The organism is Streptomyces sp. NPDC031418, from assembly GCF_055581605.1.
Genome location: NZ_JBVIJC010000001.1, coordinates 161051 through 186140 on the forward strand (window position 1 = coordinate 161051; position 25090 = coordinate 186140).

The 25090-nt window shown below is 72.7% G+C and carries 21 protein-coding genes and 2 riboswitches; of the genes, 12 read left to right on the forward strand and 9 right to left on the reverse strand.

Going from position 1 to position 25090, the window contains the following annotated elements:
- Positions 1-112 precede the first annotated feature (112 nt).
- A complete protein-coding gene (gene glgX, locus ACZ5CZ_RS00720; RefSeq protein WP_468937991.1) occupies positions 113-2365 on the reverse strand; it encodes a glycogen debranching protein GlgX in 2253 nt (750 codons plus the stop codon).
- A 208-nt stretch (positions 2366-2573) separates the two neighbouring features.
- Here glgX and ACZ5CZ_RS00725 point away from each other — a divergent pair, with 208 nt between their 5' ends.
- From ACZ5CZ_RS00725 to ACZ5CZ_RS00750, 6 genes are all read left to right on the forward strand, one after another.
- A complete protein-coding gene (locus ACZ5CZ_RS00725; protein ID WP_468937994.1) occupies positions 2574-3797 on the forward strand; it encodes a L,D-transpeptidase in 1224 nt (407 codons plus the stop codon).
- Positions 3798-3962: 165 nt separating this feature from the next.
- Positions 3963-5198: a L,D-transpeptidase gene (locus ACZ5CZ_RS00730; RefSeq protein ID WP_385839851.1), complete on the forward strand. Its 1236-nt coding sequence runs from the start codon at positions 3963-3965 to the stop codon at positions 5196-5198.
- An 81-nt stretch (positions 5199-5279) separates the two neighbouring features.
- The gene (locus ACZ5CZ_RS00735; RefSeq protein ID WP_467549363.1) at positions 5280-6047 is read left to right on the forward strand and encodes an enoyl-CoA hydratase/isomerase family protein; all 768 of its coding nucleotides are present in this window, start codon (positions 5280-5282) and stop codon (positions 6045-6047) included.
- Between the two features lie 299 nt (positions 6048-6346).
- Entirely contained in the window at positions 6347-6850 is a 504-nt protein-coding gene (locus ACZ5CZ_RS00740) for an ATP-binding protein (protein ID WP_385839849.1), read from the forward strand.
- Between the two features lie 92 nt (positions 6851-6942).
- Positions 6943-7740 carry a polysaccharide deacetylase family protein gene (locus tag ACZ5CZ_RS00745; RefSeq protein ID WP_385839848.1) on the forward strand — a complete coding sequence of 266 codons (798 nt, stop codon included), beginning with the start codon at positions 6943-6945 and terminating at the stop codon, positions 7738-7740.
- A complete protein-coding gene (locus ACZ5CZ_RS00750; RefSeq protein WP_385839847.1) occupies positions 7740-8924 on the forward strand; it encodes a YncE family protein in 1185 nt (394 codons plus the stop codon). The genes ACZ5CZ_RS00745 and ACZ5CZ_RS00750 overlap by 1 nt, the downstream gene beginning before the upstream one ends.
- Here the strand turns inward: ACZ5CZ_RS00750 and ACZ5CZ_RS00755 are convergent.
- On the reverse strand, positions 8903-9565 hold the full coding sequence (locus tag ACZ5CZ_RS00755) for a GNAT family N-acetyltransferase (protein ID WP_468938002.1): 663 nt from the start codon (positions 9563-9565) through the stop codon (positions 8903-8905). The genes ACZ5CZ_RS00750 and ACZ5CZ_RS00755 overlap by 22 nt on opposite strands.
- 181 nt (positions 9566-9746) lie before the next feature.
- Here ACZ5CZ_RS00755 and ACZ5CZ_RS00760 point away from each other — a divergent pair, with 181 nt between their 5' ends.
- Entirely contained in the window at positions 9747-9959 is a 213-nt protein-coding gene (locus ACZ5CZ_RS00760) for an EF-hand domain-containing protein (protein ID WP_385840307.1), read from the forward strand.
- A 192-nt stretch (positions 9960-10151) separates the two neighbouring features.
- Positions 10152-10814 (forward strand): NADPH-dependent F420 reductase, encoded by a 663-nt coding sequence (locus ACZ5CZ_RS00765; protein ID WP_385839845.1) that lies wholly within the window; start codon positions 10152-10154, stop codon positions 10812-10814.
- 34 nt (positions 10815-10848) lie between these two features.
- Here the strand turns inward: ACZ5CZ_RS00765 and ACZ5CZ_RS00770 are convergent, their stop codons facing one another.
- On the reverse strand, positions 10849-11403 hold the full coding sequence (locus tag ACZ5CZ_RS00770; RefSeq protein ID WP_468938005.1) for a GH25 family lysozyme: 555 nt from the start codon (positions 11401-11403) through the stop codon (positions 10849-10851).
- A 36-nt stretch (positions 11404-11439) separates the two neighbouring features.
- Complete coding sequence (locus ACZ5CZ_RS00775; protein ID WP_468938008.1) at positions 11440-12471, reverse strand: Ca2+-dependent phosphoinositide-specific phospholipase C; 1032 nt, start codon at positions 12469-12471, stop codon at positions 11440-11442.
- A 174-nt stretch (positions 12472-12645) separates the two neighbouring features.
- On the opposite strand from ACZ5CZ_RS00775, the gene ACZ5CZ_RS00780 reads away from it, so the two are divergent.
- On the forward strand, positions 12646-15057 hold the full coding sequence (locus tag ACZ5CZ_RS00780) for a tetratricopeptide repeat protein (RefSeq protein WP_468938011.1): 2412 nt from the start codon (positions 12646-12648) through the stop codon (positions 15055-15057).
- 9 nt (positions 15058-15066) lie between these two features.
- Here the strand turns inward: ACZ5CZ_RS00780 and ACZ5CZ_RS00785 are convergent, their stop codons facing one another.
- From ACZ5CZ_RS00785 to gcvT, 5 genes are all read right to left on the reverse strand, one after another.
- Entirely contained in the window at positions 15067-16458 is a 1392-nt protein-coding gene (locus tag ACZ5CZ_RS00785; RefSeq protein ID WP_468938014.1) for a hypothetical protein, read from the reverse strand.
- 477 nt (positions 16459-16935) lie between these two features.
- A complete protein-coding gene (locus ACZ5CZ_RS00790; RefSeq protein WP_385839840.1) occupies positions 16936-18303 on the reverse strand; it encodes an L-serine ammonia-lyase in 1368 nt (455 codons plus the stop codon).
- 112 nt (positions 18304-18415) lie between these two features.
- Positions 18416-19681 (reverse strand): serine hydroxymethyltransferase, encoded by a 1266-nt coding sequence (glyA, locus tag ACZ5CZ_RS00795; RefSeq protein WP_385839839.1) that lies wholly within the window; start codon positions 19679-19681, stop codon positions 18416-18418.
- A gap of 14 nt (positions 19682-19695) precedes the next feature.
- Complete coding sequence (gene gcvH / locus ACZ5CZ_RS00800; protein WP_468938018.1) at positions 19696-20073, reverse strand: glycine cleavage system protein GcvH; 378 nt, start codon at positions 20071-20073, stop codon at positions 19696-19698.
- A 117-nt stretch (positions 20074-20190) separates the two neighbouring features.
- Complete coding sequence (gene gcvT / locus ACZ5CZ_RS00805) at positions 20191-21309, reverse strand: glycine cleavage system aminomethyltransferase GcvT (RefSeq protein WP_385839837.1); 1119 nt, start codon at positions 21307-21309, stop codon at positions 20191-20193.
- Positions 21310-21352: 43 nt separating this feature from the next.
- Positions 21353-21465: riboswitch (glycine riboswitch) on the reverse strand.
- Positions 21466-21563: riboswitch (glycine riboswitch) on the reverse strand. It abuts the riboswitch before it with no gap.
- 195 nt (positions 21564-21758) lie between these two features.
- Here gcvT and ACZ5CZ_RS00810 point away from each other — a divergent pair.
- From ACZ5CZ_RS00810 to ACZ5CZ_RS00820, 3 genes are all read left to right on the forward strand, one after another.
- On the forward strand, positions 21759-22364 hold the full coding sequence (locus ACZ5CZ_RS00810; protein WP_385840306.1) for an AAA family ATPase: 606 nt from the start codon (positions 21759-21761) through the stop codon (positions 22362-22364).
- A gap of 729 nt (positions 22365-23093) precedes the next feature.
- Positions 23094-23897 (forward strand): enhanced serine sensitivity protein SseB, encoded by an 804-nt coding sequence (locus tag ACZ5CZ_RS00815; RefSeq protein WP_468938021.1) that lies wholly within the window; start codon positions 23094-23096, stop codon positions 23895-23897.
- Between the two features lie 164 nt (positions 23898-24061).
- On the forward strand, positions 24062-24859 hold the full coding sequence (locus ACZ5CZ_RS00820) for an enhanced serine sensitivity protein SseB C-terminal domain-containing protein (protein WP_385840305.1): 798 nt from the start codon (positions 24062-24064) through the stop codon (positions 24857-24859).
- The last annotated feature ends 231 nt before the right edge of the window (positions 24860-25090 follow it).

A 25090-nucleotide genomic window follows, 5' to 3' on the forward strand; every position in this document is an offset into this window, starting at 1 on the left:
CCCCACGATCCCCGCTCTCGCCGGCTGTCTCCACAAGGGGAAAGGCCCTGGACCCCCTCATGCGCTGCATCCGGCGGACGTGATCCGTGTCACGCACAGCCCGCGCACAGCATCAGACGACCCGCAGCAGCAGTGCCGTCCGCGCCTCCACCGTGAGCTCGGTCCCGGCCCGGTGGACCGTGCCCGGTGCCTCGCTCTGCTCCTCCCGGGAGGTGTCCACGAGCACCTCGTAGCCCTCGGCCCAGGGCGGGCCGGGCAGCACGAAGGGGGTCGGGCGGTCGCCCGCGTGCAGCACCGCGAGGAAGCTGTCGTCCACCACCGGCGCGCCCCGCTCGTCCCGGCCCGGGATGTCCCGCCCGGAGAGGTACATGCCGAGCGTGGCCGCCGGCGCGTACCAGTCGCCCTCGGTCATCTCCGCGCCCCGCGCGGTGAACCAGGCCAGGTCGCGCAGCCCGTCCGCGGAGTGCGCGCGGCCGGAGAAGAAGGCGCGGCGGCGCAGCACCGGGTGCCGGTGGCGCAGACCGATGAGCCGCGAGGTGAGGTCGAACAGCGGCCGCCAGTCCGGGTCGTCCAGCAGGGACCAGTCCAGCCAGCCGATCTCGTTGTCCTGGCAGTAGGCGTTGTTGTTGCCGCGCTGGGTGCGGCCCAGTTCGTCGCCGGCGACCAGCATGGGCACGCCGGTGGACAGCAGCAGCGTGGTGAGCAGGTTGCGCAGCTGGCGGCGGCGCAGCGCCCGCACCCGCTCGTCGTCCGTCTCGCCCTCGGCCCCGCAGTTCCAGGAGCGGTTGTCGTCGGTGCCGTCGCGGTTGTCCTCGCCGTTGGCCTCGTTGTGCTTGCGCTCGTACGACACCAGGTCGCGCAGCGTGAACCCGTCGTGCGCGGTGACGAAGTTGACCGAGGCGTAGGGGCGGCGGCCGCCCCACGCGTACAGGTCGCTGGAGCCGGACAGCCGGTAGCCCATCTCGCGCACATCCGGCAGGGCGTGCCGCCAGAAGTCCCGTACGGCGTTGCGGTAGCGGTCGTTCCACTCCGTCCACAGCGGCGGGAACGCGCCCACCTGGTAGCCGCCGGAGCCGATGTCCCACGGTTCGGCGATGAGCTTCACCCGGCGCAGCACGGGGTCCTGGGCGATGACCGCGAGGAACGGGGAGAGCATGTCGACGTCGTGCATCGAGCGGGCCAGCGCCGCCGCGAGGTCGAAGCGGAAGCCGTCCACGCCCATCTCGGTCACCCAGTAGCGCAACGAGTCGGTGATCAGGCGCAGCACCTGGGGCTGGACCACGTGCAGGGTGTTGCCGCAGCCGGTGTAGTCGGCGTAGCGGCGGGCGTCGTCCTGGAGGCGGTAGTAGCCGCGGTTGTCGATGCCCTTGAGGGACAGGGTCGGACCCAGCTCGCCCGCCTCCGCGGTGTGGTTGTAGACCACGTCGAGGATGACCTCGATGCCGGCCGCGTGCAGCGCGCGGACCATCCGTTTGAACTCGCCGACCTGCTGTCCGGTCGTACCGGAGGCCGCGTAGCCGGCGTGCGGGGCGAAGTAGCCGATGGAGTTGTAGCCCCAGTAGTTGCGCAGGCCGCGGCTGAGCAGGTGGTCCTCGTGCGCGAACTGGTGCACCGGCAGCAGCTCCACGGCCGTGACGCCCAGCCGCACCAGGTGCTCGATCGCGGCCGGGTGCGCGAGCCCCGCGTAGGTGCCGCGCAGGTGCTCCGGGATGCCCGGGTGCAGCTTGGTGAAGCCGCGCACATGCAGCTCGTAGATCACCGAGTCCGCCCAGGGCGTCTTGGGGCGGCGGTCGTCGGACCAGTCGTCGTCATCGTGGACGACGACGCCCTTCGGGACGTACGGCGCCGAGTCGCGGTCGTCCCGGACGGTGTCCGCCACCTGCTGCTCGGGCCAGTCCCGGACATGCCCGTAGACCTCCGGCGGGAGGGTGAACTCGCCGTCCACGGCCCGGGCGTACGGGTCCAGAAGCAGCTTGGCCGGGTTCCAGCGGGCGCCGGTCCACGGGTCCCAGCGGCCGTCCACCCGGTAGCCGTACCGCTGCCCGGGCATCACGCCCGGCACGAACCCGTGCCAGATCTCGTGCGTCAGCTCGGTCAGCCGGACCCGGGTCTCCCGTCCCCGTTCGTCGAACAGGCACACCCGGACCGCCTCGGCACCCGCCGCCCACAGCGCGAAGTTGGTGCCCGCGACCCCGTCCGGCCCGACCCGGAACCGCGCCCCGAGCGGGGTCGGCGTGCCCGGCCACACGGTGGGGGCGGGTGGTACGGAGTGCCGGACGACGCCGTTCGCCCCGGCGGCCGCCGGAATCCCGTCCCCGGCCGCCGGTTCTCCGGCCGGTGCCCGCTGCTCGGCTGCGCTCGTCACCTGTCGGCCCCTCTTTCAGTGGCGCGCCAAGGGGCGGCGCGCCCGGCCGCACGGCAGTGCCGGGTGTGCCCGGCCACCGCTACGGCTGCGCCCCGACGGCTCTGCACGGGCGCGGCGGCTCCCCGATGTTGTCGTCCTTCCCTCTTTTCTGCCCAGTGCGTGGGTCGCACTCACGTTTCCCCGGAGCGGGCCCGTCGTTGAGCCCCGCGTGAGGCACGCACGAGGACGCGCACGGCGCGCGGGGGCCGCGCTGGCCGCCGTACTGATGTGGACGGGGCTGCTGGCCGGCTGCTCCGCGGACGGCTCCGGGCCGCTCGGACTGGGCGGCGGGCCCGGTAGCCCCCCGGCGCCCGAGGACGTCATCCGCGTCAGCCCCGGCGACGGCAGCAGCGCCGTGCGCCCCGGGCAGCGGCTGCGGGTGCGGGTGCCCGAAGGGCGGCTGGAGAAGGTCACCGTGACGAAGTCCCAGGACGCGCAGGACGCGCCGGTCCCCGGGCACATCAGCGGCGACGGACTGACCTGGCGGCCGGACCGGGACCGGCTCGCGCTCGCCGCCCGGTACACGGTCGACGCGGTCGCGCTGGACTCCGAGGGCCGCCGCTCGGCCCGCCACACCACCTTCACCACCTACGTCCCCGACCAGCGGTTCATCGCCTACGTCACCCCCGAGAACCGCGCCACCGTCGGCACCGGGATGATCGTCTCCCTCTCCTTCAGCCGGGAGATCACCGACCGCGCCGCCGTCGAACGCGCCGTACACGTCACCGCGCGGCCCCCCGTGGAGATCCGCCCGCACTGGTTCGGCAACGGCCGCCTGGACTTCCGCCCCGAGCGCTACTGGAAGCCCGGCACCGAGGTCACCGTCGGCCTCGGCCTCAGGGACGTCGAGGGCGCCAAGGGCGTGTACGGCCTCCAGTCCAAGACGTTCTCCTTCACCGTCGGCCGCAGCCAGGTCTCCCTGGTCGACGCGGAGCGGCACACCATGCAGGTGCGGCGCGACGGCCGGCTGCTCGCCACCGTCCCGATCACCGCGGGCGCCCCCGAGAACCCGACGTACAACGGGAAGATGGTGGTGATGGACATGCTGGAGGTCACCCGCATGAACAGCCACACGGTCGGCTTCGGCGGCGAGTACGACATCCCGGACGTCCCGCACGCCATGAAGCTCACCGACTCCGGCACCTTCCTGCACGGCAACTACTGGTCCCCGGACGCCCCGGGCCGGGTCAACGTCAGCCACGGCTGCGTGGGCCTCAGGGACGTCAAGGGCGGCAGCTCGGACACCCCGGCGGGCTGGTTCTTCGACCGCAGCCTCGTCGGCGACGTCGTCGAGGTCGTGCACAGCGAGGACAGGACGGTCGCCCCGGACAACGGCCTCGGCGGGTGGAACATGCCCTGGAAGGAGTGGAAAGCCGGCAGCGCGGTGAAGTAACCAGGTGGGAGGGCGCGTCGGAGGTCACGGTGGCAGGTTGAACTTGCGACAGAACGGTGACGTTTGTCTGACATCCCGCTCAAATCCCGACGGTTAACATGCGCACACCAAGATGTGGCGGGGAGCGGGCCCGGGGGGACCGGGGCCCGGCGAGGGGAGAACAACTTGAACGTGCGGCCGATGGCGGGGGCGTCGACGACGGGGCGGCGAGGCCGTAAGGGATGGGGGCTCATAGCCGGCGCGCTGGTGCTGTCGCTCGCCGCGTGCGGCGGCGGCGGTGACTCGGGCTCCGGCAAGGACGGCAAGGCCGAGGGCGGCGCCACCCAGCAGGGCGAGCAGCAGTCCACCGCAGCCGTCACCATCACACCCAAGTCCGGCGCCACGGGCGTCGACACCAGTGGCGCCCTGAAGGTCGCCGTGGCCAAGGGCAGGCTGACCGAGGTCACCGTCAAGGACGAGAAGGGCGCCACGGTCGCCGGCACCCTCGCCGGCGACGGCGCGTCCTGGACGCCGTCGACCCACCTGGCCGCCGCCACCAAGTACACGGTGCACGCGGTCGCCAAGGACTCCGCGGGCCGCGCGGCCGCCGAGGACTCCACCTTCACCACGCTGACCCCGAGGAACACCTTCCTCGGCTCCTTCACCCCCGAGGACGGCTCCACCGTCGGCGTCGGGATGCCGTTCTCCGTCAACTTCACGCGTGGCATCACCCACCCGGACGCGGTGAAGCAGGCCATCAGGATCAAGACCGAGCCGCCCGTCGACGTCGAGGGCCACTGGTTCGGCAACGACCGCCTGGACTTCCGCCCGGAGAAGTACTGGAAGGCCGGCACCAAGGTCACCGTCGACCTGAACCTCGACGGCGTCGAGGGCCGCGACGGCGTCTACGGCAAGCAGCACCGGACGGTGAAGTTCACCATCGGGCGCAACCAGGTCTCCATCGTGGACGCCAAGAAGCACACGATGAAGATCACCCAGGACGGCAAGGTCATCAAGACCCTCCCGGCCACCACCGGCAAGCCCGGCTACGACACCTGGAACGGCCAGATGGTCATCAGCGAGAAGCTGACGGTGACCCGGATGAACGGCGAGACCGTCGGCTACGGCGGCGAGTACGACATCAAGGACGTCCCGCACGCCATGCGCCTGACCACCTCCGGCACCTTCATCCACGGCAACTACTGGGGCGGCGACGCCTTCGGCAACTACAACGCCAGCCACGGCTGCGTCGGCCTGCGCGACGTGCGCGGCGGCTACGACAGCTCCGTCCCGGCGGCCTGGTTCTTCAACCACTCGATCATCGGCGACGTGGTCGTCGTCCGGCACTCCGACGACCGCACGGTGGACCCGGCCAACGGGCTCAACGGCTGGAACATGTCGTGGGCGGACTGGAAGAAGTGACCCCCTGACGAACGGAAGGGCCCGGTGCTGTGACCTACGGCACCGGGCCCTTCCGCGTTAGTGGCCGTTAACCTGCATCCCATGACCGTCTCTCTCGAAGTCGACGAAGGCGTCGGCACCCTGCGGCTCGACCGGCCCCCGATGAACGCGCTGGACATCGCCACCCAGGACCGGCTGAAGGAGCTGGCCGAAGAGATCACCCGCCGCGACGACGTGCGCGCCGTGGTGATCTACGGCGGCGAGCGGGTGTTCGCGGCCGGCGCGGACATCAAGGAAATGCAGAACATGGACCACACCGCGATGGTCCTGCGCGCCCGCGGCCTCCAGGACTCCTTCACCGCCGTGGCCCGCATCCCCAAGCCGGTCGTCGCCGCCGTCACCGGCTACGCCCTCGGCGGCGGCTGCGAGCTGGCCCTGTGCGCCGACTACCGGATCGCCGCCGACAACGCCAAGCTCGGCCAGCCCGAGATCCTGCTCGGCCTGATCCCGGGCGCCGGCGGCACCCAGCGGCTGCCCCGGCTGATCGGTCCCTCCAAGGCCAAGGACCTCATCTTCACCGGCCGTCAGGTCAAGGCCGACGAGGCCCTCGCGATCGGCCTGGTCGACCGGGTCGTACCGGCCGCCGAGGTCTACGAGCAGGCGCACGCCTGGGCCGCCCGGCTGGCCAAGGGCCCGGCGCTGGCGCTGCGCGCCGCCAAGGAGTCGATCGACAGCGGGATCGAGACCGACCTGGAGACCGGGCTCACCGTGGAGCGCAACTGGTTCGCCGGGCTCTTCGCCACCGAGGACCGCGAGCTGGGCATGCGCAGCTTCGTCGAGGAGGGGCCGGGCAAGGCCAAGTTCACCTGAGCCTCGGCCGTGTGAACTCCACGACAACTCCCCCCGGGACACTTGCAATTGACGCGTCGTCTCATCCGGGTCCCTCGATGGGGCGGTTTATGGGAACCTTAAGGCGACCTTAAGCCTGTGCCGTCGAGGGAGCCTGACGATTGCCCGGACATGAGCCGTCTTCGCAGGTCAACCAGGCTGTTTCGGGCATCGTAATGCCTTCGGCATATGACGAACCGCGGGCGCGGGACGGGGGCGTGCGGGGGGCGTATTCCTCCGGAACGGCCCCCAAGGCGGCTGCGGACGGCCATCATGGGGGCATGGCGGGGCTGGAGGGCATCGAACAGCCGCGGGGACACAGCCGTGCGGCCGCGGCACGCTGGTCGCCCGCGGTCGAGGACGAACGGGCGCTCAAGGCGCTCGAACTGTTCGGCAACCCGACGGAGGCGGAGGTACCGCTGCCGTCCCGCCCGGAGTCCGCGGCCACCGCCCGCCGGCTCGCCCAGGTCGTCGTCCTGCGTACCTGGCGGCTGACCCCCAAGCTGACCGAGGACACGGTCTTACTCGTGTCGGAGCTCGTCGGCAACGCCGTACGGCACACCGGTGCCCGCGTCTTCGGACTGCGGATGCGCCGCCGCCCCGGCTGGATCCGCGTCGAGGTCCGCGACCCCTCGCGCGGCCTGCCCTGTCTGATGCCGGTTCAGGAGCTGGACGTCAGCGGCCGCGGACTCTTCCTGGTGGACAAACTCTCCGACCGCTGGGGCGTGGATCTGCTGCCGCGCGGCAAGACCACCTGGTTCGAGATGCGGGTCGCCGACCGCTGACCGGGGCGCCGCCTCCTGTGTCGCCTCCGCTGCGACCCGGCAACATCCCCAATTCGGGCCAATCGGCGATTTTCTTACCTATCGCCCCTTAAATGGTGCGGGTGACCACCACCAACCGACGCGAGGTGCTGCGAGCGGGTGCCGGGCTCGTCGCCGGCGGCGCGCTCGCCGCCGGTTGCGGCTCCGCCCCGGCCGGCCGGCCCCCCGCCTCCCCCTCCGCGTCCACCCCCGTGTCCCCCTCCGCGTCCGCCACCGCCCAGGCGGCCCCCGCCCCGCGCGCCTACCCCGGTCTGCCGGTCCAGATCACCCATGGCCCGCGCACCCGGCCCCAGGTCGCCCTCACCTTCCACGGCCAGGGCGACCCCGACATCGCCCACACCCTGCTCGGCGCGGCCGAGCGCGCCGGTGCCCGGCTCACCGTGCTCGCCGTCGGCACCTGGCTGGACGAACACCCGGGCATCGCCCGGCGGATCCTCGACGGCGGCCACGACCTGGGCAACCACACCCAGCGGCACATCTCCGTCAACGCCATGGCCGAGGCCGACGCCCGCAGGGAGATCACCGACTGCGCGGACCGGCTGAAGCGGCTCACCGGCTCCATCGGCACCTGGTTCCGGCCCTCCCGCTCGCCGACCGCCTCCCCGCTGGTCGCCCGGCTGGCCCGCGCCGCCGGCTATCCGCACGTGCTGTCCTACGACGTCGACTCGCTCGACTACACCCGCCCCGGCGCCGCCGCCATCACCCGCAAGGTGCTCGCCGAGGTACGCGGCGGATCGGTGGTGAGCCTGCACTTCGGGTACCCGGACACGGCCACCGCCCTGCCCGACCTCCTGCACGAACTCGACCGGCGTGGACTGCGCGCGGTCACCACCACGGAGCTGCTGAGCTGATGCGAACCACGAAAGCCGCCCCCCTGCTGGCCGCCGGTGCCGCCCTGACCGCCCTCACCCTGCTGTCCGCGTGCGACAGCGGAACGCACCACGCGAACCAGCCCGTCAACACCAGGGCGCCCGTCCAGCGGCAGGTGGACAAGCGGCTGGTGAACGTGTTGCCCGGGATGCCGCCCGTCGAGGACCCGGGCGACCTCTACGCCGCCGACCGGCCGAACCGGCTCTCCCCGGTGGTCAAGGACTTCCCGTCCCGGGTGTACGTCCCCAACACCAACTCGGACACCGTCACCGTCATCGACCCCAAGAGCTACAAGGTCCTCGAGACGATCCCGGTGGGCCGCCAGCCCCAGCACGTGGTGCCGTCCTGGGACCTGAAGACCCTGTGGGTCAACAACGACCTCGGCAACAGCCTCACCCCCATCGACCCGAGGACCGGCAGGGCCGGCAAACCGGTCGCCGTGCACGACCCGTACAACCTGTACTTCACGCCCGACGGCAAGTACGCCGTCGTCATGGCCTCCAAGGACCGCCAGCTGGTCTTCCGTGACGCCCACACCATGAAGGTGGTCAAGGCAGTCCCGGTGACCTGCGGGGGCGTCAACCACGCCGACTTCTCCATCGACGGCCGCTACTTCATCGTGTCCTGCGAGTTCAGCGGGGAGATCCTCAAGGTGGACACCGCGGGGATGAAGGTCGTCGGGCAGGAGAAGGTGCCGTTCCCCGGGGCCATGCCGCAGGACGTCAAGGTCTCGCCCGACGGCAAGCTGTTCTACATCGCCGACATGAAGGCCGACGGCCTGTGGATCCTGGACGGGGACACGTTCACCCGGCCCCGCTTCCTCTACACCGGCAAGGGCGCCCACGGGCTGTACGTCAGCCGGGACTCCCGCGAGATGTACATCTCCAACCGCGGCGAGGGGACCATCTCCGTCTTCGACTTCACCCGCAACCGCCTCACCAAGAAGTGGCACCTGCCGGGCGGCGGCAGCCCCGACATGGGCGGGGTCTCCGCCGACGGAACGGTTCTCTGGCTCTCCGGCCGCTACAACTCCGAGGTGTACGCCATCGACACCCGCACCGGGAAGCAGCTGGCCCGGATCAGGGTCGGCAGCGGCCCGCACGGCCTGGCCGTCTACCCCCAGCCGGGCCGCTACTCGCTGGGTCACACGGGCGTCTTCCGCTGACCGCCGGCCCGGCCGAGCAGCGCCTCGCAGCCGACCGGACGGTACCCGGCCGCCTGGAACGCCCGCAGACTGCGGGCGTTCCCCGCCGCCACCTGCCCCCACACCGGCTCCCCGGTCAGCTGCCGGGCCGCCCGCACCAGCGCCCGCCCCAGGCCCCGGTGCTGTGCGTCCTCGGTCACCTCGACGGCGACCTCCATCCGCCCGGCCACCCCGCGCCCCAGCACCAGCAGCCCGCCGTCCACCGTCCACACCCGCACGTCGTCGCGGTGTCTGCGGGCCCGTGCCGCGCGGGGATGATCCGGGTCGCGGACCTCGGTCAGCGGCAGCGCCGGCGTCCCGGGCAGCGGTGATCCCACCGAGAGGACGTCGACGGTCCCCGTCGTACGGCCCGTGCGGTCCATGAGGGCGGTCAGGAAGCGCGGGTGCAGCGGCGCCGACAGCGGGTCGGACTCCGCCGCCACCGCCCGCAGCGTCTCCCGCACCCACTCCGGGTCCTCGTCGGTGAACACGACCGAGTGCGCCGTGAAGGACACCACCCCCGCGTCCCGCTCCGACGGCTGCGCCACGATGCGGGTACGGCCGTCCGCCGGAGGGAAGCAGCCGTCCGCGGCCGCGGCCAGAATGTCCCGCAACGTCTCCATCGCCCGCCCCTCGAGTCGCCATCCGCTGGAAGGCCCAGACTCGCAGCCACGAGCGAAGACGATCAAGGGTGAGCAGGAGCCGCTGGGTGGCCGTGGCACGGAAGGCCTGGCCGGGCCGTTAATCTGACCAGCGTCAGTACGCCAGCACGGCATGAGAAACACGACCAAAAGGGGCGGATCGGTGGCGGACATCGAGGAAGCACGCAAGCAGTTCGAGCGGATCGACGCGAACGGTGACGGGTTCATCACCGCGGCCGAGTTCAAGCACGCGCTGGCGGCGGAGGGGGACTGGAACGTCACCGAGACCGTCGCGCAGGCCATCATCAACCAGCGCGACCTCAACGGCGACAAGGTCCTGTCGTTCGACGAGTTCTGGGCCTACCTGAACAAGTAGGACGCACAGCCACCGTGCCGAAGGGGCCCACCCCCTCAAGGGGAGGGCCCCTTCGGCATGCCGTCGGCCGGCCTGTCCCGGGAGCGGACTGTTCACCCGATCGCCGCAGTGGCGGAATAGTGCCGGGGCCCCACCGGTTGTCGAGCATGACGGAAGCATGCACATGCATGAAATGACCTCGGAGGGTCTGTCATGAAGATCGGCATCATCGGCGCGGGCAACATCGGCGGCAACCTCACCCGGCGGCTCACCGCCCTCGGCCACGAGGTCTCCGTGGCCAACTCGCGCGGCCCGGAGACACTGCGGGAACTGGCCGAGGAGACCGGAGCGCGCGCCGTCCACGCCACGGAGGCGGCCAAGGGCGCCGAGGTGGTGGTCGTCACCGTCCCGCTGAAGGCCGTACCCAGCCTGCCCGCCGGCCTGCTCGACGGCGCGGCCGAGGGCGCCGCGGTGATCGACACCGGCAACTACTACCCACAGCAGCGCGACGGCCGGATCGCCGCCATCGAGGACGACGGCCTGACCGAGAGCCGCTGGACCGAGCAGCACCTCGGCCACCCCGTGATCAAGGCCTTCAACGGCACCTACGCCCAGGACATCCTGGACCGGCACCGCCCCTCCGGCGACCCCGAGCGCGTCGCCCTCCCGGTCGCCGGTGACGACCAGGCGGCCAAGGCGAAGGTGCGGGCGCTGATCGACGAACTCGGCTTCGACACGGTCGACGCGGGCGGCATCGACGACTCCTGGCGCCAGCAGCCCGGCACCCCGGTCTACGGCCTGCGGGCGGGCGAGGCGGAGGTGCGCAAGGCCCTCGCCGACGCGAGCCCGGAGCGCCCCGCGGACTTCCGCGGCTGACCGAAGGGCGGCCTCCGCCAGGGCCGGCCGTGGCTCAGGGCGTGGCCCACTCCTTCAGCGCCGCCTTGCTGGCGAAGGCGGCCACGTTCTTGTCGTGGGGCTCGCTGGTGTACTGGTGGAAGCGCCAGTGGGCCCTGATCCGGGGATGGCCCGCGCTCACATAGTCCGCGATCCACAGACCGTCCCCCGCGTAGGAGGTGGTGTCGACCGTCAGCCAGTAGTCGCGGTTGGTGTAGAGCAGGACCCGGTTGTGCGGCCGCAACTGCTTCACCTTCCGGATGAAGGCGTCCTTCTCGGCGTTGCTGGCGTGGGTGCCGTCACCCGTGGCCTCCCAGTCCACGGCGAGCAGGTCGCCGGGGCGGTCGGGGGCATGTCGGAGGAAGTACTCGGCCTGGTCGGTGACATGGCCCGGCCACAGGAAGTGGTAGAACCCGACGACCAGTCCGGCGTCGCGGCCCCTCTTGGTCTGGGCGGTCAGCCGGGAGTTGACGTACGAACGGCCCTCCGTCGCCTTGATGAAGACGAAGGAGAGGCCGTCCGTGTCGTAGGCGGAGGACTGGTAGGCGCTTACGTCGATGCCGTGCAGCATGCCTGGTTTGTGCCCCCTGGACCGCCTTCCGGAACCTCAGCTTCGGGTGGTCACCGAACCGAGTACCGCGGCCGGTTCGGCCGACCAGTCGGCGGTGATGAGACTCGCGTGGTCCCGCGCGAGCAGGGCCAGCCGGGCGGCGACCTCGGCCTCGGACGGGTCGGTGGAGGAGATCGCCGGGGACACGCCGGAGGCGTCCGTCATGATCAGGATGTAGTGGTTCGCCGAGTAGAACGCGGTGTCGTAGCCGTTGTTCACATAGGTGGCCGCGTCACCGTCGAAGAATACGAACCAGGGCCGGATGGAGGCGTCGTAACGGCTGGTGCGCGGGTCGCCGTTCGCCGCGCCGAGCACCGCGGGGAAGGCCTCGGCCGCGCCGATCCGGCCGGCCGCGTACAGGTCGCGCAGATGGTCGCCGTACTCCTCGTCGGTCCAGTAGGAGTCGAAGGGGTTGTTCATCTCGACGGTGCCGGGGATGACCTCGAAGAGGAACTTGCCCCGGAGGGCGTCGCGGGCGGGCCAGGCGTTCGCCCGGGCGGCCGCGTCCAGCGTGCTGTACCTCCCGCCGAGCAGGTCGGACGGCTTGTAGACGCTGCTGCCGAGCTTCTGGGCGATCAGCGTGTCGAACGCGTCCGGACCGAGCCCGATGGTGTTGTTGAAGCCGGCCTTCATCTCGATCTTGAAGACGATCGGCGGATGGTCGGGGTGCAGCTGGTTCCAGGCCGCGATGTTGTCCAGACAGCTGCCGAAGTCCTGGTTGCGGTCGGTGCTGTACAGCTCGCCGGGCGTCTTCGCGGCCTCGCAGTTGTTGTCGTCGCCCCACGGGTTGCTGTGGCTGACCCGCCAGCGCTTGTGCACGCTGTCCGCGTAGACGTCGATCTCCAGCAGCGAGGCTCCCGAGTCCAACGCCTGGGCGAAGTAGGTGTACTTGGCCTTGTCGTACGCGTTGTGCGTACCGATCGCCGTCGTCTCGGCGAACGTCGGCGTCGCCGCGTGGGCGTTGCCGGGCCCCATGACGAGCAGCGCCGCCGCCCCCGCCAGGGCCGCCAGCCGTCTCCGTGCGCGCATGCTCCAACTTCCTCTCATCGACGCCGAGTTGGCGGCAGCGTAGGGGCAGGCGGTTACCGGGCGGTAGCCCCCGGGGGAACATCGGTCTCCGCGCGGGCCGGCCGCGTGGCCGCACCCCGGCGGCGCGGCCGCCTCGATACGATTGCGGCGACGGCGAGTTGGGGGGAGTGCTGGGTGGAACCGCTGACGTCGATGGTGATCTCGGCTGTCGGAACGGTCGCGTCGAGCGCGCTGTCCGGGGCCGGCGGTGAGGCGGGCAGACGGGTTTCCGAACGGCTCTACGGACTGCTGAGCCGGACCCGTGCCGAGGACGGTCCGGCGCACGCCGGCGCCCCCGGCCGCTCCCCGCGGCTGCCCCGCACCGAGCAGGAGCGCGACGAGGCCGCCGCCCGGCTGCTGGAAGCCGCCCGCACCTCCCCGGAGTTCGCCCGCGAGGTGGAGCGATGGGCCCGTGAGTCCGCGTGGCTGGCACCGGGCACCGCGCCCACCGTGCCGCACGGCGCCGCCCGCCCGCAGATGCTGCCGCCGGCGACGTCGGTGTTCACCGACCGCCGCGAGGTGCTCGACTGGCTCACCGCCCTGCTGGACGAGGCGGACCGCGGCCCGGGCGCACCGGCGATCGCCGTGCTCACCGGCCCCGGCGGCATCGGCAAGACCGCCGCCGCGGTCCAGTGCGCCTTCCGGCTGGCGGACCGGTTCCCCGACGGCTGCCTGTACGCCGACCTGAACGGTGCCTCGGCCGGTACGGCCCTGCCGCCCTCCGATGTGCTGGCGCGGTTCCTGGAGCGGCTCGGGGTGCCCTCCGGCCTGGTGCCCGGCGACCCGGCCCGGCAGGCGGACCTGTACCGCGACCGCACGGCCGGCCGGCGGCTGATCGTCGTCCTGGACAACGCCCACGGCGACGCCCAGGTCCTGCCGCTGCTCCCCGCCTCACCGCACAGCCTCGTCCTGGTCACGAGCCGGCACCGCCCGGACCGCCTGGTGTCCGCGCACGGCGCCCGCCCGTACGCCCTGGGGCCGCTGTCCACCGAGGACTCCGTCACGCTGATCAGACGCGTCGTCGGAGGCGACCGCCCGCCCGCGCCGGACGCGATCGTGCGGGCCGTCGCCGAGGGCACCGGCGGGATCCCCCTCGCCGTGTGCACCACCGGCGCCGGACTGGCCGTACGGGAACACCTCACCTGGGAACGCGTCGCCCAGCAGCTCGCCCACCGCGTCCACGGCCACGACCAGGAAGGCGCCGCCATGCCCGCCCCCGGACCCGATGCCCCGGCCGACCCCGTCCGGCACGCCCAGGACGTCTCCTACGCCGAACTGACCCCGGCCTGCGCCGCCCTCTACCGCGCGATCGCGGTCGGGGCCTGGCCGACCGTGACCGTGCGGTGCGCCGCGGATGCCGCCGGCGTCGGCGCGGAGGAGGCGCGGGCGCTGCTGGAGCAGCTGGCCCGGGTGCATCTGCTGGAAGAGGTCGAGGAGGAGCGCTACCGCTTCCACGATCTGACCCGGGCCCACGCCCGTGACCTCGCGCTCACCGAGGACGGCCCCGACCGGATGGCCGCCGCGGTCCGCCGGGTGGCGGTCGGGCAGCTGCGGTTCGCCGCGGCCGCGGACTTCCGGGTGCTGCCGGGGCGGTGGCGGCTCGGCCGCGCCTACCAGGGCCTCGCCCTCCCGGCCGGACGCGACCGGCAGGACGGCCGGCGCGCGCTCGCGGAACTGCGCCGGGAGCGGGAGAACCTCGCGGCCGTCGTCCGGGCCGCCGAACGCAACGGCCACGACGACCTCGTCTGGCAGCTGTGCGAGGCCATGTGGGGCCTGCACCTCATGCTCGGCTTCCACGCCCAGTGGGTCGACACCCACCGGCTCGGCCTCGAGGCCGCCCGGCGCGTCGCGGCCGAGTTCGGCGACCCGCGCGCCGTGGGCCGGATGGCCGTGCAACTGGCCTTCGGCCACATGGGCGCCGGCCAGGCCGACGCTGCCGAGCGGGCCATCGAGGAGGCCCGGGCCGCGGACCGGGCCTGCGGCCACCACCGCGGGGAGGCGACCGCCGTCGAGGCACTCGGGCTGCTGCGGCTCAGGCAGTGGCAGTGGGCGGCGGCCCAGCGGTGCTTCGAGGAGGCCCAGCGGATCCTGGCCCGGATCGGCCCGGGCGAGGACGGCCACGCGGACGTGCCCCGCGCCACCGCCCTGCTGGAGCACCACCTCGGCCGCGCCCAGAGCAAGCAGGGGGAGCACACCGCCGCCGTCGCCCGGCTCAACGGCGCCCTCGTCCGGTTCCGCGAGCTGCCCGGCGGCGACCCCTACAACGAGGGCCGGGTCTACATGAGCCTGGGCGAGGCCCATCTGGACGCGGGAGACGCGGACCTCGCCCGGGTGTGCCTGGACGAAGCCGTCACGCGGATGACCGAGGCGGGCGCGGGCCTGCAACTCGCCGGTGCCGTCGAGGCCAGGGCCGACTGCCACCGCCGCGCGGGCCGCCCGGCCCAGGAGGCGGCGGACCTGCGCACCGCCGAGGCCTGCCTGGCGGAACACGGCGACGACGCCGGCCTCGTGCGGGTCCGGGCCCGACTGGCGGAACTGGAGGCGTGAGGCGCCGGTTCAGGGCCGGGCCGCGGGGAGCGGCTCGACGGTGACGCTGTGGGCCATGTCGCCGGTGCGCACGGTGAGTCCGGGGACGGCGGACGCCACCGGCCGGCCGTTCGCCACCCAGGTGTGGAGGGCGGAGGCGTAGACGGCGGGATCGCACAGGTCGGGCCGCCCGTCGGGGCCCGCGGCGGCGGACAGCCGCAGCAGCTCGCCCGCACGGGTGCCCACGACGCAGCGGTCGGGGCCGTCGACATAGGCCGCGAGTCCGCAGTACGGGTAGCGGTCCAGCGCCTCCGCCACCCAGGCGGCCGGCGGCCCGAGCACCGGGTCGTCCGCGGCCGCGCGGCGTACGACGACATCGGCCAGCGCCACCCGGCCGGGCTCCCGGGTCTCCTCGTCGACCACCGTGTGCGTGAGGTCGAACCGTGCCGCGACGGCCTCCGACGGGCCGGGCCCGTCGTCGGCCACCGGGTACCGGACGAGCGTCACCTCCGGCGTGTCGGGGCCGGCCGTCCGGGCCAGGACCCGGACCGGCGCGGTGACCCGGCCGGGGGTGTACGGCGGCAGCGGCAGCGGCTCCAGCAGGGCCGGGCGTCCCTCGGGTTCCGGGAGGTCCATGAGGTCGTAGAACATCCGGCGCAACAGGGCGGCCGACTCTCCCGGCGCGGAACTGGTCTGCTCCGCCAGCTCCTTGTACCGGCCGGGGTCGTGCGTGTCGATCGCCCGGTCGATCTGGTCGCGCAGACTGCCCCGCCGCACCAGCCGGGGAGCCGTGCGACCGAGCGCGGCCACCGGGGAGTCCGGGTCGAGGTCCGCCTGCGGGAACGCCCCGAGCAGCACCGGGACGCCGATGGACGCCGCGTAGTAGGTGACGCTCGAATGGTCGCCCAGCACGCAGTCGGCGGCTATCAGCGCCTGGCGCCAGCCGTCCAGCGGCGAGACGGCGTCCAGACCGGCCCGCCGTGCGGTGTCCAGCCAGGCGCGGACCTGTCCGGGGCCGTGGCCGTACCAGATGTTCGGATGCAGGACGGCCGTCGTGCGGTACTCGTCGGCGGGCAGCTCCGCCGCCAGCCGGGACAGCAGCCAGGGCAGCAGATCATCCGCGCCCGGCGTGCCGGTGCCGTCCGTCGCGGGGCCGCCGAAGAGGGAGCGCGGTGCCCAGGTGGAGCTGACGACGATCAGCCGCCGGCCCTCCGCCACCCCGAGCGCCCGGCGGAACCGGTCCCGCTGGGGGAGTGCGGCGAGGATGCGGTCGTAGCAGGGGTCCCCGGCGAGCACCGCGGTGGGCGCCGCCTGCGGACACGCGGCACGCAGCCGCTCCAGCTGTTCGGGGTGGGAGAGGACCGTGGCCGAGGCGAGCGGCCGGCCGTCGTGAAGCAGCCAGTCCGGCGAGAGGCCGAACACGGGCGCCTGCGGCCGGTGTCCGGTGTCCGGTGTCCGGTGTCCGGTGTCCGGTGTCCGGTGTCCGGTGTCGCCAGCCTTTTATTGTAGCCAACCCCGTGCGACAGGACCGCCAACTTGCCCTGGATCAGGCCCAGTTCACCGCCGTAGCTGGCGGAGACCGCCAGGTCGAACCGGGTGGCCAGGGCCTGCTCCCAGGGCAGGACCGGGAGCCCCGCCCGGGCCAGCAGCTCGGGCACCCCGGCCAGGAACGGGGAGGAGCCGGTGCAGGTGGCGAACATCTGCACCCGGAGGTCGCCGTCGAACAGCGGGAGGACGTCCAGCAGACGCGTCGCGGACGTCACGTTGTGCACGACGAACAGGACCCGACGGCAGCGGACCCGGGTGACCCAGCGCTCGGCGTCCGCGCCCACGGGCACCCGCAGCCATCCCGCCCCGCCCGTCACTCCGGCCCCCCGCCGTCCCGGTGCCCCCGTCGTCTCAGCACTCGATGATATTGACCGCCAGCCCGCCGCGCGCCGTCTCCTTGTACTTCACCGACATGTCCGCGCCCGTGTCCTTCATGGTCTTGATGACCTTGTCCAGGGACACCTTGTGGGAGCCGTCGCCGCGCATCGCCATCTTCGCGGCCGTGACCGCCTTCACCGCGGCCATGCCGTTGCGCTCGATGCACGGGATCTGGACCAGGCCACCGACCGGGTCGCAGGTCAGGCCCAGGTTGTGTTCCATGCCGATCTCGGCCGCGTTCTCCACCTGCTCCGGGGAGCCGCCGAGCACCTCGGCGAGCGCACCGGCCGCCATGGAGCAGGCGGAGCCGACCTCGCCCTGGCAGCCGACCTCGGCGCCGGAGATGGAGGCGTTCTCCTTGAAGAGCATGCCGATCGCGCCGGCGGCGAGCAGGAAGCGGACCACGCCGTCCTCGTCGGCGCCGGGCACGAAGTCCATGTAGTAGTGCAGGACCGCCGGGATGATCCCGGCCGCGCCGTTGGTGGGGGCGGTGACCACCCGGCCGCCGGCCGCGTTCTCCTCGTTCACGGCCATCGCGTAGAGCGTGAGCCACTCCATCGCGTGCGCCAGCGGGTCGCCCTCGGCGCGCAGCTGGCGGGCCGAGACGGCGGCGCGGCGGCGGACCTTCAGCCCGCCGGGCAGGATGCCCTCGCGGCTCATGCCGCGCTGCACGCACGCGCGCATCACCCGCCAGATCTCCAGCAGGCCCGCGCGGATCTCCTCCTCCGTGCGCCAGGCCCGCTCGTTCTCCAGCATCAGCGAGGAGATCGACAGGCCGGTCTCCTTGGTGAGGCGGAGCAGCTCGTCGCCCGTGCGGAAGGGGTACTTCAGGACCGTGTCGTCCAGCTTGATCCGGTCCGCGCCGACCGCGTCCTCGTCGACCACGAAGCCGCCGCCGACCGAGTAGTACGTCTTGGTCAGCAGCTCCGCGCCGGAGGCGTCGTACGCCCACAGCGTCATGCCGTTGGCGTGGTACGGCAGCGCCTTGCGCCGGTGCAGCACGAGGTCCTGGTCGAAGTCGAAGGCGATCTCGTGCTCGCCCAGGAGCCGGATCCGGCCCTCGGCCTTGATCGCGTCCACGCGCGCGTCGGCCGTCTCCACGTCCACCGTGCGCGGCGAGTCGCCGGCCAGGCCGAGCAGGACGGCCTTCGGGGTGCCGTGGCCGTGCCCGGTCGCGCCCAGGGAGCCGTACAGCTCCGTCCGGAGGGTCGCGGTCTGTTCCAGCAGCCCTTCGTTGCGCAGCCGGCGGGCGAACATCCGCGCCGCGCGCATCGGGCCGACCGTGTGGGAGCTGGACGGGCCGATGCCGATCGAGAACAGGTCGAAGACCGAGATGGCCACGGTCACTCCTCAAAAAGCAGGGGTGGCGGGGCCCCGGGATCGCCGGGTGCCCCACCGGGGACTTGCCTGGCCGGGTCCGTGGGTCCGGACCCGGGTACTGCGGGGGCCTGAGCTACTTGTTCAGACCCGGGTACAGCGGGTGCTTGTCGGCGAGCGCCTTCACGCGCGCCTTGAGGGCCTCGGCGTCGTAGGACGGCTTCAGCGCCTCGGCGATCACATCGGCGACCTCGGCGAAGTCCTCGGCCGTGAAGCCGCGGGTCGCCAGGGCCGGCGTACCGATCCGCAGACCCGACGTGACCATCGGGGGACGCGGGTCGTTCGGGACGGCGTTGCGGTTGACCGTGATGCCGACCTCGTGCAGCCGGTCCTCGGCCTGCTGGCCGTCCAGCTCGGACTCGCGCAGGTCGACCAGGATCAGGTGCACGTCCGTGCCGCCCGACAGGACGTTCACCCCGGCCTCGCGGGCGTCCGCGGCCGTCAGGCGCTCGGCGAGGATGCGCGCACCCTCCACCGTACGCTGCTGGCGCTCCTTGAACTCCGCCGAGGCGGCGACCTTGAAGGAGACCGCCTTCGCCGCGATCACATGCTCCAGGGGACCGCCCTGGAAGCCCGGGAAGACGGAGGAGTTCAGCTTCTTCGCGAACTCCTTCTTCGCGAGGATGATGCCGCCGCGCGGGCCGCCCAGCGTCTTGTGGGTGGTCGAGGTCACGACGTCGGCGTGCTCCACCGGGTTCGGGTGCAGACCGGCCGCGACCAGGCCCGCGAAGTGGGCCATGTCGACCCACAGGTACGCCTCGACCTCGTCGGCGATCCGCCGGAACTCGGCGAAGTCCAGCCGGCGCGGGTACGCCGACCAGCCCGCGATGATCACCTTCGGGCGGTGCTCCTTGGCGAGCCGCTCGACCTCGGCCATGTCGACCAGGCCGGTCTCGGCGTCCACGTGGTAGGCGACCACGTTGAACTGCTTGCCGGAGAAGTTCAGCCGCATGCCGTGGGTCAGATGGCCGCCGTGCGCCAGGTCCAGGCCGAGGATGGTGTCCCCGGGCTGGGCGAGGGCGAACAGGGCCGCCTGGTTCGCGGAGGCGCCGGAGTGGGGCTGCACATTGGCGTACTCGGCGCCGAACAGCTCCTTGAGCCGGTCGATGGCGATCTGCTCGGCGACGTCGACGTGCTCGCAGCCGCCGTAGTAGCGCCGGCCCGGGTAGCCCTCGGCGTACTTGTTGGTCAGCACCGAGCCCTGCGCCTCCATCACCGCGAGCGGCGCGAAGTTCTCGGAGGCGATCATCTCCAGCGTGGACTGCTGGCGGCTCAGCTCGGCGTCGACCGCGGCGGCGATCTCCGGGTCCAGCTCGTGCAGGGACGTGTTCAGGACGGTCATCGGGGTACGACTCCTCAGCCGGCGGTGAAGGCGGTGTACTCGTCGGCGCTCATGAGGGCCTCGGGCTCGTCCGTCACACGCACCTTGAACAGCCAGCCGCCCTCGAAGGGAGCGGAGTTCACCAGCGACGGGTCGTCCACGACGTCCTGGTTGATCGCGGCGACCTCACCGGTGACCGGGGCGTACAGGTCGGAGACCGACTTGGTCGACTCCAGCTCGCCGCAGGACTCGCCCGCGGTCACGGTGTCACCGACGGCCGGGAGCTGGACGAAGACCACGTCGCCGAGCGCGTTGGCCGCGTGCTCGGTGATGCCGACCGTCGAGACGCCGTCCTCGGCGTCCGACAGCCACTCGTGCTCCTTGCTGTAGCGAAGCTGCTGGGGGTTGCTCATGGCCTGAATTCTCCTGTACATGCGGGAGTGCTGATGAAGGGGGGGACTGCCGGACCTGGTGCCGGGCGGGGAAATGTGCGCAGGGTCACGTCAGGGGGACGTGCCGAGGCCCAGTGTCTACTTCTGCCGCTTGTAGAAGGGCAGAGCCACGACCTCGTACGGCTCGTGGGTGCCCCGGATGTCCACGCCGACGCCCGGGGTGCCCGGCGCCGCGTGCGCCGCGTCGACGTAGGCCATGGCGATCGGCTTGCCGAGGGTGGGGGAGGGGGCGCCGGAGGTGACCTCGCCGATCACCTCGCCGCCGGAGACGACGGCGTATCCGGCGCGCGGCACCCGGCGGCCCTCGGCGACCAGGCCGACGAGCACCCGGGGCGGGTTCTGCTCGGCGCGGGCGGCGGCCTCGGTGAGCGCCTCGCGCCCGACGAAGTCACCCTCCTTCTCGAACTTCACCACCCGGCCGAGCCCGGCGTCGAAGGGGGTGAGGGCGGTGGTCAGCTCGTGCCCGTACAGCGGCATGCCCGCCTCCAGGCGCAGGGTGTCCCGGCAGGACAGACCGCACGGCACCAGGCCGGCGCCCTCGCCCGCCTTGGTCAGCGCCTGCCACAGCTCGACGGCGTGCTCCGGCTTCACGAACAGCTCGAAGCCGTCCTCGCCGGTGTAGCCGGTGCGGGCGATCAGGGCGGGGACGCCGGCGACGGTGCCGGGCAGGCCGGCGTAGTACTTCAGGCCGTCGAGGTCGGCGTCGGTCAGCGACGTCAGGATGCCGGGGGACTCCGGGCCCTGGACGGCGATCAGCGCGTAGGCGTCCCGGTCGTCGCGCACCTCGGCGTCGAACCCGGCGGCCCGCTCGGTCAGCGCGTCCAGCACCACCTGGGCGTTGGAGGCGTTGGCCACGACCATGTACTCGGTCTCGGCGAGCCGGTAGACGATCAGGTCGTCCAGGATGCCGCCGTCGGCCTGGCAGATCATGGTGTAGCGGGCGCGGCCGACGCCGACGGAGGCGATGTTGCCGACCAGGGCGAAGTTCAGCAGGGCGGCCGCCTGCGGGCCGGTCACGGTGATCTCGCCCATGTGGGAGAGGTCGAAGAGGCCGGCCTTGGTGCGTACGGCGAGGTGCTCGTCGCGCTCGGAGCCGTAGCGCAGGGGCATGTCCCAGCCGGCGAAGTCGGTCATCGTCGCACCGAGCGCGCGATGCACGGCATCCAGCGCGGTGTGACGGAGTTCAGTGCTGCTCATCGGTCGGTCGTCTCCCAGGGCACACGGACGGGGCGAGGAACGTTCCTCCCCATCTGTCATCGGAACCTGAGAGGTTCGCCACGACCGCCACCGGGACGATCAGGGCTTGCACCTTGGGTGGAGCCACTGACACAGCGGCCCGCTTTTCAGATGTGCCTCGCCCGCGCGGTAACGGGGCCTGAGAGATTCAAGGGAGGGACTTGCTCCTTCGGCGCCCCAGCGGCGACGGCTGGGGACTCTCCCGCGCGGATTCAAGCGGCCGGTATGCAGTTGGCGCGCACATCATTGCACGGCGCGGCCGCTTTTGTAACCGACCTGTGGCAGCACCCGGACCCGCCCGCCACCACCGCCTATTACCTTCTCTTTACGGTCGACGGGAAAGAAGTTGACCGAGTCGACAGGGGAGGACGATCACGGTGAACAGGACCCCCGCGTACGCCACCGGCGTCATGGTGCCGCGGCAGCGGACCAGCGCCACCATCCGCGCCGTGCGCGATCTGCGCGACCGCGCCGGCCGCACCCCGCGCACCCTGCTCTTCGGACCCCGTGACGTGGTGGTGCTCACCGGCCTGCCCGGCAGCGGCAAGTCCACCCTCATGCACCGCACGGTCACCGGCCGCCGCATCGACTCGCAGGACACCCGCGACCGCTTCGCCGCCCGGCTGCCCCGCGGCCTCCCCTACGCCCTCTACCGCCCCCTGGTCCGCCTCGCCCACTACGCGGCGCTGCGCCGCGCCCTGCGCACCGGCGAGGGCGTCGTCGTGCACGACTGCGGCACCCAGGCCTGGGTGCGGAGCTGGCTCGCCCGGGAGGCCCGCCGCCGCGGCGGCACCCTGCATCTGCTGCTGCTCGACGTCGACCCCGCGACGGCCCGCGCGGGCCAGCGCGAGCGCGGCCGGGGCGTCTCCCGCTACGCCTTCCGCCGTCACCGCCGCACGACGGCCCGCCTGCTCGACGCGATCGAACGCGGCCAGCTCCCCACCGGCTGCACCACAGCCCTCCTCCTGGACCGCCCCGCGGCAAACACCCTGCACACCCTCTCCTTCACCCCCTGACCTGGCGCCGGACCGGGCGGCTGCGGGCGGGCACCCGCGCGTGGGCTTCACCGGCTGGCGTCGGGCCGGATGGGGGCGGACGCGCACGGTCGTGGTTGGTCTTCGCGGGCGGGGGCCGGGCCGGATGGCCGCGGGCACGCACCCGCGCCGCGTGGCCTTTGCCGGTTGGGCCGGGCTGGACGGCTGGGGGCGCCGTGCGTCGCGTGGCCTTCACCGGCTGACGCTGGACCGGGCGGCTGCGGGCGGGCACCCGCGCGTGGGCTTCACCGGCTGGCGCCGGGCCGGATGGGGGCGGACGCGCACGGTCGTGGTTGGTCTTCGCGGGCGGGGGCCGGGCCGGATAGCCGCGGGCACGCATCCGCGCCGCTTGGCCTTTGCCGGTTGGGCCGGGCTGGACGGCTGGGGGCGCCGTGCGTCGCGTGGCCTGCACCGGCTGACGCTGGACCGGGCGGCTGCGGGCGGGCACCCTGCTTGTCCTTCACTGGCTGGCGCCGGGTCGGACGGCTGCGGGTGCCGTGTGCTGCTTGGCCTTCACCGCTCGATGCCGGCCCGGACGGCTGCGGGCGCGCTCCCGGCTCAGCCTTCACCGGCTGGCGCCGGCCCGGCTGGGGGGGGGGCATGCAACCGCCCCGCGTACCCTTCACCGGCTGGCGCCGGGCGGACGGCCGGGGGTGGTGTACCCGCTAGCCTTCATGCACACAGCAGTGGTTCCCAGCAGGCGGTAGGCAGATGGACTTCCCGGCGGATCTGCCCGCGGACATTCCCGCGGGCTTCCCGGCTCAGGCGCACCCCCACCCGCACGGCGGTTGGCCCGGCAACGAACTCGAGGAGGTGCTGTCGGCCTCCCTCGGGATCCCCGCGGCGGCCGGCCGGATCGTGGAGGTGCTCGGCCGCAGCTTCCTGTGGATCCCGCTGCCCTCCGGCGGCGGCCCGGACAGCGGCCCGCTGGATCTGCCCACGACCGAGATCGCGGGCCAGGTGTACGTCCCGGTGTTCAGCTCGGAGGAACAGTTCCGCCAGGTCGTCGGCTCCCACATGGGGTACACCATCGCCCCCGCCGTGGAGTTCGCCCGCGGACTGCCCCCGCAGGTCGGCATCGTGGTGAACCCCGACGGGGTGGTCGGCATCCCGCTGCCGCCGCAGGCGGTGGCCGAGCTGTGCCGCAGCGGCCGTACCCCGCTCGACGGCCCCGCCGCCGGCGGCCGGGTCCGGCTCTTCGAACCCGACTGGCAGGACGACCCGGTGGACTTCCTCGCCGCCGCCTCCGCCGAGTTCGCCGGGATCGGTGTCGTGCACACCGCCCGCCGCTGTCTCGCCGCGATCGAGACGGACGAACCGGTGCTTTTCGTCGGCGTGGAACTCTCCCAGTGGGAGGGCGACCTCCGCGCCCGTCCCCTGGAGGCGCTGGGCCGGGCCCTCGCCCGTGTCCCGGTCGCCTGGCCGGTCAACCTGGTCCTGCTGGACGTGACGGACGACCCCGTGGCCGAATGGCTGAAGCACCACGTCCGGCCCTTCTACCAGTACGGCCAGTAGAGACACCCGAGGGGCGTGGGGCGCGGGTGGCCACCAGGCACCCGCACCCGCGCACGCACAGGCGGCTCCGCGCCACCGGGCGCTTAAGCTGTCCCCGAACCCGGGCGCACTGAACAGAAGGGCACGACAAGGTGAGCGCGAGCCACAGCGGCAGCGTCGAGCACATGCTGCGTCAGGTCACCCCCGGCCGCTACGACGCCTACGAGGCCCTGCTCCGCGCCCTTGCCACCCCCTCCGCCGGCCAGATCTGGATGCTGCTGTGGCACGGCCAGGCCGGCTCCCCGGACGCCCAGTACGGGGACATGGAAGTCGGCGGCTTCCACTACGCCCCGTGCGTCACCTCCGCCCAGGAACTCTCGGCCAGCGGCTGGAACCGTTCCTACGAGGTCGTCGACGGCCTCGACGTCGCCCGCACCCTCTACCCGGACCACTACGGCCTCTGGCTCAACCCGCACGCCCCGGGCGGCGGCGTCGGCATCCCCTGGCTGGATCTGCGCCGTATCGCCACCGGCCTGGACCGGCAGCCCGCGGGACCCCTCCGGCTGTCCGAACCCGGCATCGAGATCCCACAGTTCTACGCGCTGCTCGCGCAGAACGCCCACCGCACCCCCGCGCTGCGCACCCTGCGCCGCGCCTGGGTGCAGCCGGCGCTCGGAGCGCCGTACCTCGCCATCGGTCTGGACGTCTACGACACCTCGCCCGCCGCGGTCGACTCGGTGCGCGCGATGATGCAGCAGTCCGTCGGCGCCGTCCCGGAAGGGCTGCCGGTGTCGACGGTCGCGATGACCGACGACTACGACCCCGTGGTGATGTGGATGCGGGCCAACGCGCGCCCCTTCTACGACCGCGAGGCGCACGCGGTCGCGGCCCAGCCCCAGCCCCAGCCGCAACTCCAGGCCCAGCCCCTGCCCCAGACCCCGGCCGCCGGTTACGGCTATCCCCCGGCCCACGGCGGCTACTGACCCCGCACTGACCTCCCGGCGGCCTCTCCGCTGACCTCGCCTTTCGGTCACCGGCCGGCCGGAACGGCACCCTTGTCCGAGGGAGCGAACCCCTCCGTCACCGTCCGGTCACCGGGACTCACTGTCCGCATAACGGCGTTCACCTGCTTCCATCACGGTTGCGCATCCATTCACTGCCAAGGCTGGCGGCTGATCGCGCAGGCGTTGAAGACTCCCCCTTCAAGGGGTTCG